This window comes from Enterobacter sp. Res13-Sevr-PEC09-46, from assembly GCF_015672585.1.
Classification (GTDB): domain Bacteria; phylum Pseudomonadota; class Gammaproteobacteria; order Enterobacterales; family Enterobacteriaceae; genus Enterobacter; species Enterobacter hormaechei_C.
Genome location: NZ_JADABR010000012.1, coordinates 78,819 through 96,649 on the forward strand (window position 1 = coordinate 78,819; position 17,831 = coordinate 96,649).

At 54.5% G+C, this 17,831-nt stretch carries 17 protein-coding genes; 8 read left to right on the forward strand and 9 right to left on the reverse strand.

All coding sequences use genetic code 11. From position 1 onward, the window contains the following. Positions 1–200: 200 nt before the first annotated feature. On the reverse strand, positions 201–1,460 hold the full coding sequence (gene rho / locus IMQ56_RS07145; RefSeq protein WP_001054528.1) for a transcription termination factor Rho: 1,260 nt from the start codon (positions 1,458–1,460) through the stop codon (positions 201–203). Between the two features lie 341 nt (positions 1,461–1,801). After that, positions 1,802–2,131, reverse strand: a complete 330-nt coding sequence (gene trxA, locus IMQ56_RS07150) for a thioredoxin TrxA (protein ID WP_006812392.1) — start codon at positions 2,129–2,131, stop codon at positions 1,802–1,804. A gap of 144 nt (positions 2,132–2,275) precedes the next feature. On the opposite strand from trxA, the gene rhlB reads away from it, so the two are divergent. Together rhlB and gppA are read left to right on the forward strand one after the other, a co-directional pair. After that, positions 2,276–3,544, forward strand: a complete 1,269-nt coding sequence (gene rhlB, locus IMQ56_RS07155; protein WP_045333514.1) for an ATP-dependent RNA helicase RhlB — start codon at positions 2,276–2,278, stop codon at positions 3,542–3,544. A 5-nt stretch (positions 3,545–3,549) separates the two neighbouring features. Continuing rightward, positions 3,550–5,034: a guanosine-5'-triphosphate,3'-diphosphate diphosphatase gene (gene gppA / locus IMQ56_RS07160; RefSeq protein ID WP_017383602.1), complete on the forward strand. Its 1,485-nt coding sequence runs from the start codon at positions 3,550–3,552 to the stop codon at positions 5,032–5,034. Positions 5,035–5,085: 51 nt separating this feature from the next. Here gppA and rep read toward each other — a convergent pair whose 3' ends face one another. Next, the gene (rep, locus tag IMQ56_RS07165) at positions 5,086–7,110 is read right to left on the reverse strand and encodes a DNA helicase Rep (RefSeq protein ID WP_032620671.1); all 2,025 of its coding nucleotides are present in this window, start codon (positions 7,108–7,110) and stop codon (positions 5,086–5,088) included. An 85-nt stretch (positions 7,111–7,195) separates the two neighbouring features. Here rep and ppiC point away from each other — a divergent pair, with 85 nt between their 5' ends. Continuing rightward, entirely contained in the window at positions 7,196–7,477 is a 282-nt protein-coding gene (gene ppiC / locus IMQ56_RS07170) for a peptidylprolyl isomerase PpiC (protein ID WP_006812396.1), read from the forward strand. Positions 7,478–7,531: 54 nt separating this feature from the next. Here the strand turns inward: ppiC and cysE are convergent, their stop codons facing one another. From cysE to IMQ56_RS07195, 5 genes are all read right to left on the reverse strand, one after another. Continuing rightward, the gene (gene cysE / locus IMQ56_RS07175) at positions 7,532–8,353 is read right to left on the reverse strand and encodes a serine O-acetyltransferase (RefSeq protein WP_022646641.1); all 822 of its coding nucleotides are present in this window, start codon (positions 8,351–8,353) and stop codon (positions 7,532–7,534) included. Between the two features lie 75 nt (positions 8,354–8,428). After that, positions 8,429–9,448 carry an NAD(P)H-dependent glycerol-3-phosphate dehydrogenase gene (gene gpsA, locus IMQ56_RS07180; RefSeq protein WP_196063617.1) on the reverse strand — a complete coding sequence of 340 codons (1,020 nt, stop codon included), beginning with the start codon at positions 9,446–9,448 and terminating at the stop codon, positions 8,429–8,431. Continuing rightward, positions 9,448–9,915: a protein-export chaperone SecB gene (gene secB, locus IMQ56_RS07185; protein ID WP_014168079.1), complete on the reverse strand. Its 468-nt coding sequence runs from the start codon at positions 9,913–9,915 to the stop codon at positions 9,448–9,450. The genes gpsA and secB overlap by 1 nt, the downstream gene beginning before the upstream one ends. Before the next feature lie 31 nt (positions 9,916–9,946). Further along, a complete protein-coding gene (gene grxC, locus IMQ56_RS07190; RefSeq protein ID WP_003860837.1) occupies positions 9,947–10,198 on the reverse strand; it encodes a glutaredoxin 3 in 252 nt (83 codons plus the stop codon). A gap of 11 nt (positions 10,199–10,209) precedes the next feature. Beyond that, entirely contained in the window at positions 10,210–10,641 is a 432-nt protein-coding gene (locus IMQ56_RS07195; protein WP_017383604.1) for a rhodanese-like domain-containing protein, read from the reverse strand. Between the two features lie 248 nt (positions 10,642–10,889). Between IMQ56_RS07195 and gpmM the strand changes: the two genes are divergently transcribed. The 3 genes from gpmM to IMQ56_RS07210 are packed head-to-tail and all read left to right on the forward strand — an operon-like array spanning position 10,890 to position 14,663. Beyond that, on the forward strand, positions 10,890–12,434 hold the full coding sequence (gene gpmM, locus IMQ56_RS07200; RefSeq protein WP_040117060.1) for a 2,3-bisphosphoglycerate-independent phosphoglycerate mutase: 1,545 nt from the start codon (positions 10,890–10,892) through the stop codon (positions 12,432–12,434). Positions 12,435–12,467: 33 nt separating this feature from the next. Next, positions 12,468–13,727 (forward strand): murein hydrolase activator EnvC, encoded by a 1,260-nt coding sequence (gene envC / locus IMQ56_RS07205; RefSeq protein ID WP_026094345.1) that lies wholly within the window; start codon positions 12,468–12,470, stop codon positions 13,725–13,727. A 3-nt stretch (positions 13,728–13,730) separates the two neighbouring features. Next, the gene (locus tag IMQ56_RS07210; protein ID WP_017693955.1) at positions 13,731–14,663 is read left to right on the forward strand and encodes a divergent polysaccharide deacetylase family protein; all 933 of its coding nucleotides are present in this window, start codon (positions 13,731–13,733) and stop codon (positions 14,661–14,663) included. 11 nt (positions 14,664–14,674) lie between these two features. On the opposite strand, the gene IMQ56_RS07215 is transcribed toward IMQ56_RS07210, so the two are convergent. Next, a complete protein-coding gene (locus IMQ56_RS07215) occupies positions 14,675–15,475 on the reverse strand; it encodes a glycosyltransferase family 2 protein (protein WP_196063618.1) in 801 nt (266 codons plus the stop codon). A 206-nt stretch (positions 15,476–15,681) separates the two neighbouring features. On the opposite strand from IMQ56_RS07215, the gene IMQ56_RS07220 reads away from it, so the two are divergent. Together IMQ56_RS07220 and IMQ56_RS07225 are read left to right on the forward strand one after the other, a co-directional pair. After that, the gene (locus IMQ56_RS07220; RefSeq protein ID WP_017383609.1) at positions 15,682–16,887 is read left to right on the forward strand and encodes a glycosyltransferase; all 1,206 of its coding nucleotides are present in this window, start codon (positions 15,682–15,684) and stop codon (positions 16,885–16,887) included. Between the two features lie 15 nt (positions 16,888–16,902). Next, a complete protein-coding gene (locus tag IMQ56_RS07225) occupies positions 16,903–17,817 on the forward strand; it encodes a hypothetical protein (RefSeq protein WP_023302890.1) in 915 nt (304 codons plus the stop codon). Positions 17,818–17,831: the final 14 nt, after the last annotated feature.

The window sequence follows — 17,831 nt, forward strand, 5'->3', positions numbered from 1 at the left end:
ATGAAGCCTCTGCCTCAGAAGGATTAAAGATGGCTCATCACAACTCCCTTTGTATGTTTTTCAATCAATTATTTCTTTGACTGTGCAAACCTTCTTATTGTCGCACCGACAGGTCTAAATTGGGAGTGTGTGGTAATAGCGTATAGTCCATAAATAAAAAACGCCACGTAAAAACGTGGCGTTTACTGGGATTATTTGCGTTACGAGCGTTTCATCATGTCGAAGAAATCGTCGTTCGTTTTGGTCATCGCCAGTTTGTTAATGAGGAATTCCATTGCGTCGATTTCGCCCATTGGATGGATGATTTTACGCAGGATCCACATTTTCTGAAGCTCTTCCTGAGTGGTAAGCAGCTCTTCTTTACGGGTACCGGAACGGTTGTAGTCGATCGCCGGGAAGACGCGTTTTTCTGCGATTTTACGAGAAAGGTGCAGTTCCATGTTGCCTGTACCTTTGAACTCTTCGTAGATAACCTCGTCCATTTTGGAGCCGGTATCGATCAGCGCCGTCGCGATAATGGTCAGGCTACCGCCCTCTTCCACGTTACGCGCCGCACCGAAGAAACGCTTCGGACGATGCAGGGCGTTAGCATCCACACCACCGGTCAGTACTTTACCGGAAGCCGGCACCACGGTGTTGTAGGCACGCGCCAGACGGGTAATGGAGTCGAGCAGGATGATCACGTCTTTCTTGTGCTCAACCAGGCGTTTCGCCTTCTCGATAACCATTTCCGCAACCTGAACGTGGCGAGAAGCAGGCTCGTCGAAGGTAGACGCAACCACTTCCCCTTTCACCAGACGCTGCATCTCGGTCACTTCTTCCGGACGTTCGTCAATCAGCAGCACCATCAGCACACAGTCTGGATGGTTGTAAGCAATGCTCTGCGCGATGTTTTGCAGCAGCATGGTTTTACCGGCTTTTGGCGGCGCCACAATCAGACCACGCTGGCCACGACCAATTGGCGATGCCAGATCCAGCACACGAGCGGTTAAGTCTTCAGTAGACCCGTTACCACGCTCCATGCGCAGACGAGAGTTAGCGTGCAGCGGCGTTAAGTTCTCGAACAGGATCTTATTGCGGGAGTTTTCCGGTTTGTCGTAGTTAACTTCGTTAACCTTCAACAGCGCAAAGTAGCGTTCACCCTCTTTTGGAGGACGAATCTTACCTGAAATGGTGTCACCAGTGCGGAGGTTGAAACGGCGGATTTGGCTAGGGGATACGTAGATGTCGTCAGGGCCGGCGAGGTAGGAGCTGTCTGCGGAGCGGAGGAAACCAAATCCGTCTTGCAGTATCTCCAGCACACCGTCGCCAAAGATATCTTCGCCACTCTTAGCGTGCTGCTTCAGGATGGCGAAAATGATGTCCTGCTTGCGCATACGAGCCTGGTTTTCCAGTCCCATATTTTCGCCGAGAGTGATCAGCTCAGAAACCGGCGTATTCTTTAATTCGGTAAGATTCATAATGGTGTGGGTTCTTAAACTCGGGGTGATTCTCGAACTTAATGTTGTGAATGGTATGGCAGGGTCATCCATGCCTGTTTAGCGGCCATCACCTCATGTCTGTTCGCTGTCTGGTCACAGGGAAAGAACGCAGAACTGAAACGACAAGACGGATTGAGTGACAAGCCCGGAATCTAGCAACTTCACGCACTGTTTAAGTTAACAACGGGAAGTATCGGGTAAAACAAGATTCAAACAACAAGATATGTTTAAAACGTAGTCATAGCTAACTTAGCACGACTAAAGCCGGGCGTCCAGAGCTCGCCGTTAATTAGGCGTTCTGGACGCTCAGCTGAGAAACCTTACGCCAGGTTAGCGTCCAGGAACTCTTTCAGTTGACCTTTGGACAGTGCGCCCACTTTGGTCGCCGCCACGTCACCGTTCTTGAACAGCAGCAGGGTCGGGATGCCACGGATACCGTATTTTGGCGCGGTGCCCGGGTTCTGGTCGATGTTCAGCTTGGCAACGGTCAGTTTGCCCTGATATTCGTCAGCGATTTCATCCAGAATCGGAGCGATCATTTTGCAAGGACCACACCATTCAGCCCAGAAATCAACGAGGATCAGCCCGTCAGCTTTAAGTACGTCCGTGTCAAAACTGTCGTCAGTCAGGTGAATAATTTTATCGCTCATATATAACTCCACAGGAATAAGCCTGGTACGTTGGTTTTGTCTCCACCAACGACGTGTTGATGTCGCATTAACCAACTAAAGGTTGACTTTATTTCACCGGATACGCTTTCGTAAAGCAATAGTAAGCTGATATTCTACCACACTATGAGCAAAACACATTTAACAGAACAGAAGTTTTCCGACTTCGCCCTGCACCCAAAGGTTATCGAAGCCCTTGAAACTAAAGGGTTTCATAACTGCACGCCCATTCAGGCTCTCGCCCTGCCGCTGACGCTGGCCGGTCGCGACGTTGCAGGGCAGGCGCAAACCGGTACTGGCAAAACGATGGCGTTTTTAACGTCAACGTTTCATTATTTACTTTCTCACCCGGCGATTGCAGACCGCAAAGTTAACCAGCCGCGCGCGCTAATTATGGCCCCGACGCGAGAACTGGCGGTACAGATCCACGCAGACGCTGAGCCCCTGGCGCAAGCCACCGGCCTGAAACTTGGCCTGGCCTATGGCGGCGACGGCTACGATAAACAGCTGAAAGTGCTGGAAAGCGGCGTCGATATCCTGATTGGGACCACCGGCCGTCTTATCGACTACGCCAAACAGAACCATATCAACCTCGGCTCAATCCAGGTCGTGGTGCTGGATGAAGCAGACCGCATGTACGATCTGGGCTTCATTAAAGACATCCGCTGGCTGTTCCGCCGTATGCCTGCGGCAAACCAGCGTCTGAACATGCTGTTCTCCGCTACCCTGTCATACCGCGTACGTGAACTCGCATTCGAGCAGATGAACAATGCGGAATATGTGGAAGTAGAACCGGAGCAGAAAACCGGGCACCGCATTAAAGAAGAGCTCTTCTATCCTTCTAATGAAGAGAAAATGCGCCTGCTGCAAACCCTGATCGAAGAAGAGTGGCCGGATCGCGCGATTATCTTCGCGAACACCAAACACCGCTGTGAAGATATCTGGGGTCACCTGGCGGCAGATGGGCACCGTGTGGGCCTGCTGACCGGCGACGTGGCGCAGAAAAAACGCCTGCGCATTCTCGACGAATTTACTCGTGGCGACCTTGATATTCTGGTCGCGACCGACGTGGCGGCCCGTGGCCTGCACATTCCAGCCGTGACGCACGTCTTTAACTATGACCTGCCAGATGACTGTGAAGACTATGTACACCGTATCGGACGTACCGGTCGTGCCGGCGCAAGCGGTCACTCCATCAGCCTTGCGTGTGAAGAGTATGCGCTGAATCTTCCGGCCATTGAGACCTACATCGGTCACTCTATTCCACAGAGCAAATACAATCCGGACGCGCTGTTGAGCGAGCTGCCGCCACCTAAGCGCCTTACCCGTCCACGCTCCGGCAATGGTCCGCGTCGTTCCGGCGGTGCACCGCGTAATCGTCGTCGTTCAGGTTAAAAAATATGCTCAGCTCCACCTCGCTTTATGCGGCAATTGATCTCGGTTCGAATAGTTTTCATATGCTGGTTGTGCGCGAGGTGGCGGGAAGCATACAAACGCTGACGCGCATTAAGCGCAAGGTCCGCCTCGCGGCGGGCCTGAGCAGCGATAATCACCTCTCCCCGGAAGCCATGGAACGTGGCTGGCAGTGTCTGCGTCTGTTTGCAGAACGTTTGCAGGATATCCCGCTCAGTCAAATTCGCGTTGTTGCCACGGCGACCCTTCGTCTGGCGGTTAACGCTGGCGATTTCATTGCCAGAGCACAGGAAATTCTGGGCTGCCCGGTGCAGGTCATCAGCGGTGAAGAAGAAGCGCGTCTGATTTATCAGGGTGTGGCGCATACGACCGGCGGCGACGATCGTCGTCTGGTGGTCGATATCGGTGGTGCCAGTACTGAACTGGTCACGGGCACAGGCGCGCAGGCGACGTCACTGTTCAGCCTGTCGATGGGCTGTGTGACCTGGCTGGAACGCTACTTTACCGATCGAAACCTTGCCAAAGAGAATTTTGACGAGGCGGAAAACGCGGCGCGTGCGGTCCTGCGCCCGGTCATGGACGAACTGCGCTATCACGGCTGGAAAGTGTGTGTCGGCGCGTCCGGAACCGTTCAGGCGTTGCAGGAAATCATGATGGCACAGGGAATGGACGAGCGGATCACGCTTGCCAAACTCCAGCAGCTTAAACAGCGCGCCATCCAGTGTGGTCGTCTGGAAGAGCTTGAAATAGAAGGGCTGACGCTCGAACGCGCGCTGGTTTTCCCCAGTGGGCTCGCCATTCTGATCGCCATTTTTACTGAACTCAATATCCAGTGTATGACCCTGGCAGGCGGTGCGCTGCGCGAAGGTCTGGTCTACGGAATGCTGCACCAGTCGGTCGATCAGGACATCCGTAGCCGTACGCTGCGTAACGTTCAGCGCCGCTTTATTGTTGATATCGACCAGGCACACAGAGTGAGTCAACTGGCGTCACTGTTTGCCGATCAGGTGAAAAAAAGCTGGGATATTGAACCGTTAAGCCGCGATCTGCTGCTAAGCGCCTGTGCGCTACATGAAATTGGTCTCAGCGTGGAGTACAAGCAGGCACCGCTGCACGCGGCCTGGCTGGTGCGTAATCTCGATTTACCGGGCTATACGCCCGCCCAGAAGAAGCTGCTGGCCACCCTGCTGCTAAATCAGACTAACGCCGTCGATCTCTCTTCCCTTCACCAGCAGAACGCTGTACCGCCGCGCGTGGCGGAGCATCTGTGTCGTCTGCTTCGCCTGGCGATCCTGTTTGCCAGTCGGCGTCGTGATGATTTGCTGCCAGCCATTACGCTGGCGGCAGACGATGAGAAACTGACGCTGACGCTACCGGAAAACTGGCTTGAGGATCATCCGCTTGGGGCGGAACTGATTGAGCAGGAGTACCAGTGGCAGAGCTATGTGCACTGGGCGCTTGATGTGAAGTGACCCTTTGAAGCGTGCCGGGTGGCGGCTTCGCCTTACCCGGCCTGCAAATAGTTATCCCTTCTCTTTGGCTTTTGCCAGCATCGCGCGAATGTTTGCCACGTTTGCCTGCCCTTTGTGCATACGCTCTTCAGCGGTAATGACTTTACGCTCCTGCTCCCAGATAAGATCGTCCTGAGGCAACTCCAGCAGAAAACGGCTCGGCTCCGGGCGCACCAGCTCACCATACTGGCGGCGCTCTTTGCACAGCGTAAACGTCAGCTCTTTCTGCGCACGAGTGATCCCCACGTAGGCCAGACGGCGCTCTTCGTCGACGTTATCTTCATCAATGCTGCTCTGGTGCGGCAATAGGCCCTCTTCCATCCCCACCAGATAGACATAGGGGAACTCCAGCCCTTTCGAGGCATGTAACGTCATCAGCTGAACCTGATCGGCCTCTTCTTCGCTTTCGCCGCGCTCCATCATATCGCGCAGCGTGAAGCGGGTGACCACCTGCGTCAGGGTCATGGGCTCGTCAATCTCAGATCCTTCAAGCATTTCGGTCATCCAGCTGAAGAGCTGGTTAACGTTTTTCATCCGCATCTCGGCTGCTTTCGGGCTGGCAGAGGTTTCATACAACCAGGATTCGTAATCAATGCCGTGGATCAGATCGCGTACTGCCGCCACAGGCTCGCGCTCTGCCAGACGCTGCACCTCACCCAGCCAGTGGGTAAAGCGGGTTAAGGCGTCATAGCCGCGCCCGGTCAGGGTCTGGCTCAGCCCCATATCGAAGCTGGCGGTGAACAGGCTTTTGTTGCGGGTCATCGCCCATTCACCCAGTTTTTGCAGCGTCGCAGAGCCAATCTCGCGTTTCGGCGTGTTCACGATGCGCAGGAAAGCGCTGTCGTCATCCGGGTTGGTCAGCACGCGCAGATAGGCCAGCAGATCCTTGATTTCGGGACGCGAAAAGAACGACGTACCGCCGGAGATTTTGTAGGGAATGCGGTTCTGCATCAGCATCTTTTCAAAGACGCGCGACTGGTGGTTTCCGCGATAGAGGATCGCGTAATCCTTGTATTCAGTTTTGTTGACGAAGTGATGGGCAATCAGCTCGCCCGTTACGCGCTCCGCTTCGTGCTCTTCGTTGTTGGCGCTTAGCACTTTCAGCTCGGTGCCGTAACCCAGTTCGGAGAACAGGCGCTTCTCAAAGACGTGCGGGTTATTGGCAATCAGGATGTTCGCCGCCTTCAGGATACGCCCGGAAGAACGGTAGTTCTGCTCCAGTTTAATCACCTGCAACGTCGGGAAGTCTTTGCTCAGTAGCACCAGGTTTTGCGGACGCGCGCCACGCCATGAATAAATCGACTGATCGTCATCGCCTACGACGGTAAAGCGTGCACGCTGCCCTACCAGCAGCTTCACCAGCTCGTACTGGCTGGTGTTGGTATCCTGGTATTCATCCACCAGCAGGTAACGGATTTTGTTCTGCCAGCGCTCGCGTACCTCTTCATTCCGCTGAAGCAGCAGCGTCGGCAGCAGGATCAGATCGTCGAAATCCAGGACGTTACAGGCTTTCATATGCGCGTCGTACAGACCGTAGCAGTGGGCAAAGATGCGGTCGCGCTCGCCTTTGGCGCTTGCCGCTGCCTGGGCCGGCGTCATCAGATCGTTTTTCCAGTTCGAGATCGTCGAGATCAGCTGTTGCAACAGCACTTTGTCATCTTCGATCAGCCCTTCCGTCAGCTCTTTAAGCAGCGCCACCTGGTCGGTGTCATCGAAGAGAGAAAAGTTGGACTTCATGCCCAGCGCCGCGTATTCGCGCTTGATAATATCCAGACCCAGCGTGTGGAAGGTGGAGATCATCAGCCCGCGCGCCTCTTTACGGCCCAGCGTCTGGCCGACGCGCTCTTTCATCTCACGCGCCGCTTTGTTGGTAAAGGTGACCGCCGCGATATGGCGCGCCTGGTATCCACAACCCCGAATTAAGTGGGCGATTTTGTTGGTGATCACGCGTGTTTTACCGGATCCCGCTCCTGCCAGCACCAGGCAGGGTCCGGTGACGAATTCGACAGCATGTTGTTGTCCGGGGTTTAAACGCATAAATGGTCACTCAATGAAAGTCGGGAGAGGAGGAAAAACGCGTGGTAGTATACCGACCGTAAACTAGTCGACTCAAGGCACGATCATGGCAAAAACAGCAGCAGCACTGCATATCCTTGTTAAAGAAGAGAAACTGGCACAGGATCTGCTCGAACAGATTAAAAACGGCGCCGACTTCGGCAAACTGGCGAAGAAACACTCGATTTGCCCGTCAGGCAAACGCGGTGGTGACTTAGGCGAGTTCCGCCAGGGCCAGATGGTCCCGGCGTTTGATAAAGTGGTCTTCTCCTGCCCGGTGCTGGAGCCAACTGGCCCTCTGCACACACAATTCGGCTATCACATTATCAAAGTGTTATACCGCAACTAATCAAAAGCCCGGTGCATTGACTCACCGGGCTTTTTTATTTAGGTGTTCCGGCGTTCAGATACCGTCGCCGTATTCGAAGGTGTGATGAATACCGTTGAAGTGCTGATCCATATCCATCGACGGCTTATCGCTGTCTGGCTTACCGACGATGCGCGCCGGGACGCCAGCGGCGGTGGTGTGCGGCGGTACAGGCTGGAGCACAACCGACCCCGCGCCAATCTTCGCGCCGCGTCCGACTTCAATATTGCCGAGGATTTTAGCGCCCGCGCCAATCATCACCCCTTCACGAATTTTCGGATGGCGATCGCCGCTGGTTTTACCGGTACCGCCCAGCGTAACGGATTGCAGGATCGACACGTCATCTTCGATCACCGCCGTTTCACCAACAACAATGCCGGTGGCGTGATCGAGCATGATCCCGCGGCCAATTTTCGCCGCCGGGTGAATATCGACCTGGAAGGTCACGGAAACCTGGTTTTGCAGGAAGATGGCCAGCGCGCGGCGTCCCTCATTCCATAACCAGTGGCCGATGCGGTACGCCTGTAAGGCGTGGAAGCCTTTGAGATACAGCAGCGGCGTGGAGTATTTATCCACCGCCGGGTCTCGCGTGCGCACAGCCTGGATGTCGCAGGCGGCAGAAGCAATCATCTCCGGATCTGCGGCGTAGGCCTCTTCCACCACCTCGCGAATCGCAATAGCAGGCATGATAGGGGAAGCCAGTTTATTGGCGAGCATATAGCTCAGGGCGCTGCCGAGATTTTCGTGCTTAAGTAGCGTCGCGTGATAGAAACTGGCCAGCATGGGCTCACAGTCGGCCAACGCTCGGGCTTCGGCTTTAATATTATTCCAGACGATATCCAGTTCTTCACACGGCATTGCTTGCTCCAGACGATAGTTAATGACCAGCCAGTTCTGCGCTGGCTGGGTCATTCAGGTGACGATACTTCCCGGCTAATTGCTGCTGCGCTCCTCCTTGCGCGCACGACCTAATAAGGTCAATGCTGCCTCGCGCGCATTTTTTCCGCAATACAATACCTGATAAATTTCCTCGGTTATTGGCATTTCAACACCGAAACGGTGCGCCAGTTCGCGAACTTCCTTGGTATTGCGATAGCCTTCAACCACCTGACCAATCTTCTCCTGCGCGCTTTTTACATCGCTGCCCTGTCCGAGCATCATGCCAAAGCGGCGGTTACGCGACTGGTTATCGGTGCAGGTCAGCACCAGGTCGCCCAGCCCTGCCATTCCCATAAAGGTGGCCGGATCGGCACCCAGCGCTTCGCCCAGGCGGGACATTTCGGTCAGGCCACGGGTGATCAGCGCAGTACGCGCATTCGCGCCGAAACCGATGCCGTCAGACATCCCGGCCCCGATGGCAATGACGTTCTTCACCGCGCCGCCCAGCTGCACGCCGATAAAATCGGGGTTGCTGTACACGCGGAAGCTTTTGCCGCAGTGCAGCAGTTGCTGAAGATCGTCGGAAAATGCCTGGTCGGTGGACGCCAGCGAAATCGCCGTCGGCAAGCCCGCAGCCAGCTCTTTGGCAAACGTCGGCCCGGAGATCACCGCCAGCGGGATCGCTGTTCCCAGCGCTTCGCGGGCAACGTCCTGCAACAGACGTCCGGTTTCCGCTTCCAGCCCCTTCGTCGCCCACACAATACGCGCATCCGCACGCATCAGCGGCTTAATCTGACGCAGGACTTCGCCAAACACATGGCTTGGCACCACAATCAAAATATTGCGGCTGGCCGCCAGCGCGGTCGCGAGGTCGCTTTCCAGATACAGGGAGTCAGGGAACGGAACGTCCGGGAGAAACGCCACATTGCAGCGGTCGTGTTGCAACGTCGCGATATGTTTTGGATCGTGGCCCCACAGGACCACGTCGTGACCATTTCTTGCCAGGGTGATGGCAAGAGCGGTGCCGTAAGAGCCGGCACCGATCACAGTCATTGACGCATTAACAGTGCTCATCAGGCATCCTGATGTTGTTCGGTACCTTCGCCAGCCTGCTGCTGTAGATAGTTCATGAACAGCGCATCAAAGTTTACTGGCGCAAGGTTCAGTTGCGGGAATGTACCGCGAGAAACCAGGCTGGTGATGCATTCACGGGCATACGGGAACAGGATGTTCGGGCAGTATGCACCCAGGCAATGCGCCATCTGGTTGCCTTCGATGCCGCCGATGGAGAAGATACCGCCCTGCTGAACTTCGCACAGGAATGCGGTTTCTTCGCCCAGAGAGGCGGTCACGGTGACACGCAATACGACTTCATACACATCATCCGCCAGCTGGGTGGATGCGGTATCCAGATCAAGTTTAACCTCTGGCTGCCAGTCTTTCTGGAAAACGTGCGGCGCATTTGGCGCTTCGAAAGAGACATCCTTGGTGTAGATGCGCTGGATCTGGAAAGTCATCTCGGTGTTGTTTTGTTCTGACATGGAAAAACCCTTTTTAATTGTCCTAAAGTCTCTAGCTCAGCAGCGGATCGAGTCCACCACGGGCGTCGAGCGCATACAAGTCATCACAGCCGCCAATGTGCTGCGCATCAATAAAAATCTGTGGAACCGTTGTGCGACCACTGCGTTGGATCATCTCTTCGCGTTTAATCGCGTCACCATCGATCGGCAGTTCCTTGAACGTTACGCCTTTGCTGGACAGCAGCGCTTTCGCTCGGTGGCAGAACGGGCACGTTGCTTTGGTGTAGATCTCAATATTGGCCATCACTTAACTCCTTATTTACCGCGCACTAAAGGAAGATTCTCCCCGCTCCAGCCGGAGATGCCTTCTTTCAGCACCGTTACGTTTTCAAAGCCTGCTTTATGCAGTGCGCTGGCAGATTCCTGCGCCTGCATGCCAGTGCCGTCAACAACAATAATCGGCTGGGCTTTATGCTTCTCCAGCTCACCAATGTTGTTCGCTTTAATTTCCGCGGGCAGCAGGTTGATAGCACCTGCGATGTGGCCCTTGCGGAAATCGTCGCGCTGACGCAGATCGACAACCACGGCGTCCTCTTTGTTGATCAGACGTGTCGCTTCACCGCGGGTGATCACCTTAATTTTAGACGTCAGTCCCTTAAATGTGGTGAACAGTACAGCGACCAGCAGGCCAATCCACGCGATGCTCAGAACCGGGTGGCGGCTAACGAATTGCATAATTTCTTGCATGGGGGGTAACAACTCCCGACTAAGTGATTAAAAAAACCAGGACAGGAGTATACCTGTGCGCTGTGGCAAATACAGCCAGCGACATAAAGCTAATCTATTTTCTGCGGCATGCCACGTAAAAAAAGCCTCAAAATGGCCTGAGAACAGCCTTGCCCCCGCGCTTTCTTTGATCTTCTGCGGCTATTTTATCGATTCAGCTGTAGTAAAATTACGCAAATTTTTTGTCTCTTGAGCATGAGGTTGTCGCAATGTCGGTTTCTAAAAAACCTATGGTACTGGTGATTCTGGATGGCTATGGCTACCGTGAAGATCAACAGGATAACGCCATTTTCAACGCCAAAACCCCGGTTATGGATGCGCTATGGGCAAAACGTCCCCACACCCTGATTGATGCGTCTGGCCTGGAAGTGGGTCTGCCGGATCGTCAGATGGGCAACTCTGAAGTGGGTCACGTTAACCTGGGTGCGGGCCGTATCGTTTATCAGGACCTGACGCGCCTGGACGTTGAAATCAAAGAACGTACATTCTTTGCCAACCCAACGCTCACCGGAGCGGTTGATAAAGCCGTTGCCGCAGGCAAGGCCGTTCACATTATGGGTCTGCTCTCTGCGGGCGGCGTTCACAGCCACGAAGATCACATCATGGCGATGGTAGAACTGGCCGCCGAGCGCGGTGCGGAAAAAATCTATCTGCACGCCTTCCTGGATGGTCGCGATACGCCGCCACGCAGCGCAAAAGGTTCTCTTAAAGCGTTTGAAAATAAATTTGCCGCACTGGGCAAAGGCCGCGTGGCGTCCATCGTTGGCCGTTACTATGCCATGGACCGTGACAACCGCTGGGACCGCGTTGAGCAAGCCTATGATCTGCTGACCCTGGCAAAAGGTGAGTTCCAGTTCCCGACCGCCGTTGAAGGCCTGGAAGCGGCTTACGCGCGTGATGAAAACGACGAATTTGTGAAGGCAACCGTGATCCGCGCTGAAGGCCAGGCCGATGCCGCCATGGAAGATGGCGATGCGCTGATCTTCATGAACTTCCGTGCTGACCGCGCGCGCGAAATCACCCGCGCCTTCGTCAACAGCGATTTCGACGGTTTCGCCCGTAAGAAAGTGGCGAAGATCGATTTCATCCAGTTGACTGAGTATGCAGCGGATATCAAAGCCCCATGCGCGTATCCACCCGCTTCCCTGGAAAATACCTTCGGCGAGTGGATGGCGAAAAACGATAAAACGCAGTTGCGCATCTCCGAAACTGAGAAGTATGCGCACGTGACCTTCTTCTTTAACGGCGGCGTAGAAGAGCCGTTTAAAGGCGAAGACCGCATCCTGATTAACTCGCCGAAAGTCGCCACTTACGATCTCCAGCCAGAAATGAGCTCTGCGGAGCTGACCGAAAAACTGGTGGCCGCGATCGAAAGCGGTAAATACGACACCATCATCTGTAACTATCCGAATGGCGACATGGTGGGCCACACCGGCGTGATGGAAGCAGCCGTTAAAGCTGTTGAAGCGCTGGACCACTGCGTTGAGCAGGTCGCAAAAGCGGTTGAATCCGTGGGCGGCCAGCTGCTGATCACCGCTGACCACGGTAACGCAGAACAGATGCGTGATCCGGCAACCGGTCAGGCGCATACCGCCCATACCAACCTGCCTGTTCCACTGATTTATGTAGGTGATAAATCAGTGAAAGCTGTGGAAGGCGGCAAGCTTTCCGACATCGCGCCAACCATGTTGTCGCTGATGGGTATGGAAATCCCTGAAGAGATGACTGGCAAGCCGCTGTTCATCGTGGAATAATCGCTCCCCATGAGGGGAAAGGCGATTTTTTCAATCACATGGGTCGTGAAGCCGCTTCGGTTATCAGTCAGACCTCTGCTTTGCGCCAGCGCACTCAGCGCTGGCGTATTGCTGTGCGCCGCATCCGCCCACGCGGATGACCGCGATCAGCTTAAATCCATTCAGGCCGATATCGCCGCCAAAGAGCGTGCGGTACGTCAGCAGCAACAGCAGCGCGCCACCCTGCTCGCCCAGCTTAAAAAGCAGGAAGAGGCCATTTCCGCCGCCGCGCGTAAGCTGCGTGAAACACAAAACACCCTTGCCCAGCTCAATAAGCAAATCGATGAAATGAACGCGTCGATTGCGAAACTGGAGCGTCAGCGCGATGCCCAGGAGCGGAACCTTGCTGCACAGCTTGATGCTGCTTTCCGTCAGGGTGAGCACACAGGCCTTCAGCTGATCCTCAGCGGTGAAGAGAGCCAGCGTGGTCAGCGTTTACAGGCCTATTTCGGCTATCTAAACCAGGCGCGTCAGGAGACCATTGCGCAGCTGAAACAGACGCGCGAAGAAGTCACCACGCAAAAAGCCGAGCTGGAAGAGAAGCAGAGCCAGCAGCAAACGCTGCTCTACGATCAGCAGGCGCAGCAGGAGAAGCTTGAGCAGGCGCGCAATGAGCGTAAGAAGACGCTCGCCGGGCTGGAGTCCTCTATCCAGGCAGGACAAAGCCAGCTGAGCGAAATGCGCGCCAACGAATCCAGACTGCGTAACAGCATTGCCCGGGCAGAAGCCGCGGCCAAAGCGCGCGCCGAAAAAGAAGCGCGTGAAGCGCAGGCGGTGCGTAATAAGCAGCAGGAAGCCTCCCGGAAAGGCACCACCTACAAACCGACTGAAAATGAACGTTCCCTGATGTCGCGTACCGGCGGCCTCGGCTCCCCGCGTGGTCAGGCTTACTGGCCCGTTCGCGGTACGATCCTGCATCGCTATGGCGAACAGTTGCAGGGTGAGCTACGTTGGAAGGGGATCGTTATCGGTGCGTCTGAAGGTAGCGAAGTGAAAGCCATCGCCGATGGCCGCGTGATCCTGGCCGACTGGCTACAGGGTTATGGGCTCGTGGTGGTGGTTGAACACGGTAAAGGCGACATGAGTCTTTACGGCTACAACCAGAGCGCGCTGGTCAGCGTTGGCACCCAGGTGCGCGCGGGTCAACCCATTGCCCTTGTGGGCAGCAGTGGCGGTCAGGGCCGCCCGTCACTCTATTTCGAAATTCGTCGTCAGGGTCAGGCGGTCAATCCACAGCCGTGGTTGGGAAGATAGGTTTTGCTTCAATTTCGTCGAATTGTTGTTTCCGTAGTCAGCGCACTGGCGCTGGCTGCACCGGTTTATGCAGGCAAACTCGCGATTGTGATTGATGACTTCGGTTATCGACCACACTATGAAAATCAGGTGCTGGCGATGCCGCCAGCCATCTCTGTCGCCGTCCTGCCTAATGCGCCTCACGCGCATGAAATGGCGACCAAAGCGCACAATGGCGGCCATCAGGTCCTCATCCATCTGCCGATGGCCCCCCTCAGCAAGCAGCCGTTGGAAAAAGATACCCTGCGCCCGGACATGAGCAGCGACGAGATCGATCGCATCATCCGCGATGCGTACAATAAAGTGCCGTATGCCGTGGGTCTGAATAACCATATGGGCAGCGCGATGACCTCCAGCCTGTACGGTATGCTGAAAGTGATGCAGGCGCTGGAGCGTTACAATCTCTATTTCCTCGACAGCATGACCATCGGCAACAGCCAGGCGATGCGTGCCGCTCAGGGGACGGGTGTAAAAGTCATCAAGCGCAAAGTATTCCTGGACGACTCCCAGAACGAAGCGGATATCCGCGTGCAGTTCAACCGCGCGGTACAGCTGGCGCGCCGTAACGGTTCGGCGATTGCCATTGGGCATCCGCATCCGTCTACTGTTCGCGTTTTGCAGCAAATGTTGCCGGGCTTACCCGCCGATATTACGCTGGTGCGTCCGAGCGATCTGCTCAATGAACCTCAGGTGGATACTTCTCGTCCGGGTAGCGCGCAACCACCCGCAACGCAGCCGCGTAATCCATTCCGCGGCGTGAAGAACTGCACGCTGAAACAGCCGCCTGAACCGGTCTATGCAACCCGCTTCTTCTCGGTGATTGGCGAAAGCATCAGCAGCAGTACACTGGTTAAATACGTCCAGCAACAGTGGCAGGGTTGGGGAAAAAAAGCCTGATCGGCTAACGCCTATTCTGCCAGATAAGAGTCCGACTGCTCTTTTGCAACGGACTCTCTCTTTTCCCGATCCTGATACCAGGCCTTGAAATACTTCAAAAAACTGTACGCCGTGGCATAAAACCCTGTCACCACACCTACTTTGCCCTGACGCCACGCACCGCTAAACAGATACCATTTGAAAAATGCGCCAATAGCGCTGATCGCGCCGCGACCAAGAGAGGGACGTATCGTCTGATATTGAACCAGGCGAGTGGTATATCCGTTTAATTTATTAAAAAGTTCATGCAGCGAATAAAACGTATCATGTCTGACATAACCTGGAATACGTTCAGAACGGAGAAAACCTTCAACCTGATCGTCTACTGGCCGGTTATTAAATCGCGACTGCGTACGGTTAAAAAGACGCACCGGATAATCCGGTGATGAGACGGGATAAATCGTTCGGACATTTTCTCCCAAAACAAACCAGTGACGACATATCCGCCACGCCATATCCGGTTCGGGTTCATCGCCCCTTTTTAATTTTAAAATAGCATCAACGGTTTCTTGATCGAGTATTTCGTCACTGTCCATGCACAGCACCCAGTCGTTGTGCGCATGGGATACGGCATGGTTCATCTGCTCGCCGTGCCAGCTATATTTTTTGAATATGGGCGACAATCCATAACTCTGGCAAATATATATCGTCGAGTCTGTACTTCCGGAATCCACTATAACGAATTCATCTGCTATTTTTAAAAGAGGAGGAATAACATCGTGCAACGTTCTTTCGGAGTTAAACGTTAATAAGCAGACCGTTATTTTAAACATATTTTCACTCTCTCAATAACAACATAAAATTTTTGCACTCATACTATCGAATTGAGAAGAGGCGATTAAAGTCTTAAAACGCACTTTTAAAATAAGCGTGTTTAAAACCTTTGCTTATAAAAAGGCAAATGAATACAAAAAATCTATTTTATTTCAGTAAATTCTTTATAATGCGGTTAGATGAAGGGTAGCATACGGATTCAGACATGCCGCAAAAACGTAAAATCCTCCTCCTGGACACGGGCAAAGAATGGGGGGGAGGTACCAACAGTATGCTTGAGCTTCTGAAGCGAATCAACCGCGACAAATTCGACATTACCTGTTGTTTTTACAGGGATTATAGTCGTGCTGAAGGTCAAACGATTGGCCAGGTGCTCAATAGCATTGGGATCCCGCTACTCGTTATCCCTCAACGTAAGCAACCGGCATGGGCAAAACTACTGAAAGAAGCGGGACGTGGTCTGCTGTTTTTCTCGCGTTCAGCGCGCAAAGCTTTTACGCGGCATATCGATACCCTGTGGCGCATTCGCCCCAACGTCAGCAAGATCGAGACCATTTTCAGGGAAGGTGGATTCGATACGCTGTATATGAACAACCAGCCAGGCTCTAACGAAGAAGGGTATCTGGCGGGCGCAAACCTGCATGCGCGGATAATCCAGCACTGCCGGATTGAACCGGTGCTGACCCCGCCGCTGGTGAAGTTGGTCAATGCGCATGCCACAAAAATCATCGCCGTCTCGCACGGCGTTGAACGCGTGTTACTTCAGCATGGCGTCCGGCCAGCGCTGTGTACCACGGTCAACAATGCTATCGACATCCACCAGCCTTTGCCCGACCGACGCGCGATGCGCCAGCGCCTGAACATTGATGACGACACGTTTGTGTTCGGCAGCATTGGCTCGCTAATCCCTCGCAAAGCCAACCACCATACGCTGGAGGCGCTGGCACAGTTCAGCCAGAGGCACCCGCAGGCAAAATGGAAGATGGTGCTGGTCGGTGAAGGGGCGGAGCGCGGCGCACTGGCGGCACAGGCTGACGCGCTGGGTATTGCTGAGCACGTCATTTTTACCGGTTTCCAGAACACGCCTTTTGACTATCTCGCCACCTTTGACGCATTTATTCTGGCCTCGAAGAGCGAAGGCCTGCCGCGCGTCGTGCTGGAGGCAATGCTGCTGAATATTCCCGTGATTGGTTCAAAGGTGACCGGCACGGCAGAATTGATCGATCATGAGTCGACCGGCCTGCTGTTTCCCTGGAGCGACGTGTCGCAACTTGCTCAACATCTGGATAATATCTGGCAGGATCCTGCTCTGCGCGCCCGGCTCGCCGCTGCCGCACACCAGAATGTCTGCAACATGTATGCCATTGAAAGCTATGTTAACGGTGTCGAGGCCGTTCTTGGCGCGCAATAACCAAACGAGAAGAACATGTTTAAATTCCTGAATGCTCGCTACCGCCACATTACCGGGCGTCATAACATTCCTTACGCTTCCCTTCCGGTCACGCGCGATCTCGTTGCGGTGGATTCCATTGTGATCCCGTGTACGGGCGCGGATTTCGTCGAAGAGGCGTTATTGTCAGCGACCTTTGCAGAGCGTTATGCCACCGACGTCAGCGAGATTGTTATCGTCAGCGATCAGCCTGAATCCGCTTTCGGCGAGCTGCCGCCAAAAACCCGCGTTGTTACCCTCACGCTTCCAAAACGTGAAGAAGGTTACCGCTATAAGCAGATCTACCTCAGTCGTCTGGTGAAGCTTAACGCTCCGTTGCAGGCGCGCGGTGAAGGTGTGCTGATGATCGACTCCGATCTCAACCTGCTTAAAATGCCAGAGATCAACATGGCGGATATGCACATCTACTCCAGCTTCCGTCAGGGCAAAATGATTGCCAAGCTGGACGGCGCGCCAGCGGAGAAAGTGCCGGCATATTACAAAGAAACGGTGCGTCCGTATCTGGTCGATCACGTTAACGGCGCGTTTCTTGCCGCCACCAAAAAGACCTGGCGCCGTATCTGCCCGCTGTGGCTGACGCTGTTCCAGGATACCTGGGAGCTGATGGACGACACGCAGCCGCCGACCGATCAGCTGCCGCTCGCTGCGCTGCTGGACATGCTGGATGTAAAAACGGTTAACCTGGGCGACTGGATGAACTGGCCGGTCTCCAAGAAGATCGGCGGTCAGGAAGCCGTTGTGCCGAAAGAGGTGATTGGCGCGCACGGTGGTTTCCCGCTTTCCGAATGGCAGAAGTATCTGGAATCGCCGGATAACAGGCTGCTGTTCAAAGGCCAGGATTACACCCGCAAGGTGCGTTACCTGACGGACGAAGAGAAAAAGAATCAGTAAAAAAAGGGGCCGCT

Bases quoted from the DNA above. Each gene is read 5' to 3' on its own strand.
- rho (WP_001054528.1), bottom strand. From the start codon at position 1,460: ATGAATCTTACCGAATTAAAGAATACGCCGGTTTCTGAGCTGATCACT.
- trxA (WP_006812392.1), bottom strand. From the start codon at position 2,131: ATGAGCGATAAAATTATTCACCTGACTGACGACAGTTTTGACACGGAC.
- rhlB (WP_045333514.1), top strand. From the start codon at position 2,276: ATGAGCAAAACACATTTAACAGAACAGAAGTTTTCCGACTTCGCCCTG.
- gppA (WP_017383602.1), top strand. From the start codon at position 3,550: ATGCTCAGCTCCACCTCGCTTTATGCGGCAATTGATCTCGGTTCGAAT.
- rep (WP_032620671.1), bottom strand. From the start codon at position 7,110: ATGCGTTTAAACCCCGGACAACAACATGCTGTCGAATTCGTCACCGGA.
- ppiC (WP_006812396.1), top strand. From the start codon at position 7,196: ATGGCAAAAACAGCAGCAGCACTGCATATCCTTGTTAAAGAAGAGAAA.
- cysE (WP_022646641.1), bottom strand. From the start codon at position 8,353: ATGCCGTGTGAAGAACTGGATATCGTCTGGAATAATATTAAAGCCGAA.
- gpsA (WP_196063617.1), bottom strand. From the start codon at position 9,448: ATGAGCACTGTTAATGCGTCAATGACTGTGATCGGTGCCGGCTCTTAC.
- secB (WP_014168079.1), bottom strand. From the start codon at position 9,915: ATGTCAGAACAAAACAACACCGAGATGACTTTCCAGATCCAGCGCATC.
- grxC (WP_003860837.1), bottom strand. From the start codon at position 10,198: ATGGCCAATATTGAGATCTACACCAAAGCAACGTGCCCGTTCTGCCAC.
- IMQ56_RS07195 (WP_017383604.1), bottom strand. From the start codon at position 10,641: ATGCAAGAAATTATGCAATTCGTTAGCCGCCACCCGGTTCTGAGCATC.
- gpmM (WP_040117060.1), top strand. From the start codon at position 10,890: ATGTCGGTTTCTAAAAAACCTATGGTACTGGTGATTCTGGATGGCTAT.
- IMQ56_RS07215 (WP_196063618.1), bottom strand. From the start codon at position 15,475: ATGTTTAAAATAACGGTCTGCTTATTAACGTTTAACTCCGAAAGAACG.
- IMQ56_RS07220 (WP_017383609.1), top strand. From the start codon at position 15,682: ATGCCGCAAAAACGTAAAATCCTCCTCCTGGACACGGGCAAAGAATGG.
- IMQ56_RS07225 (WP_023302890.1), top strand. From the start codon at position 16,903: ATGTTTAAATTCCTGAATGCTCGCTACCGCCACATTACCGGGCGTCAT.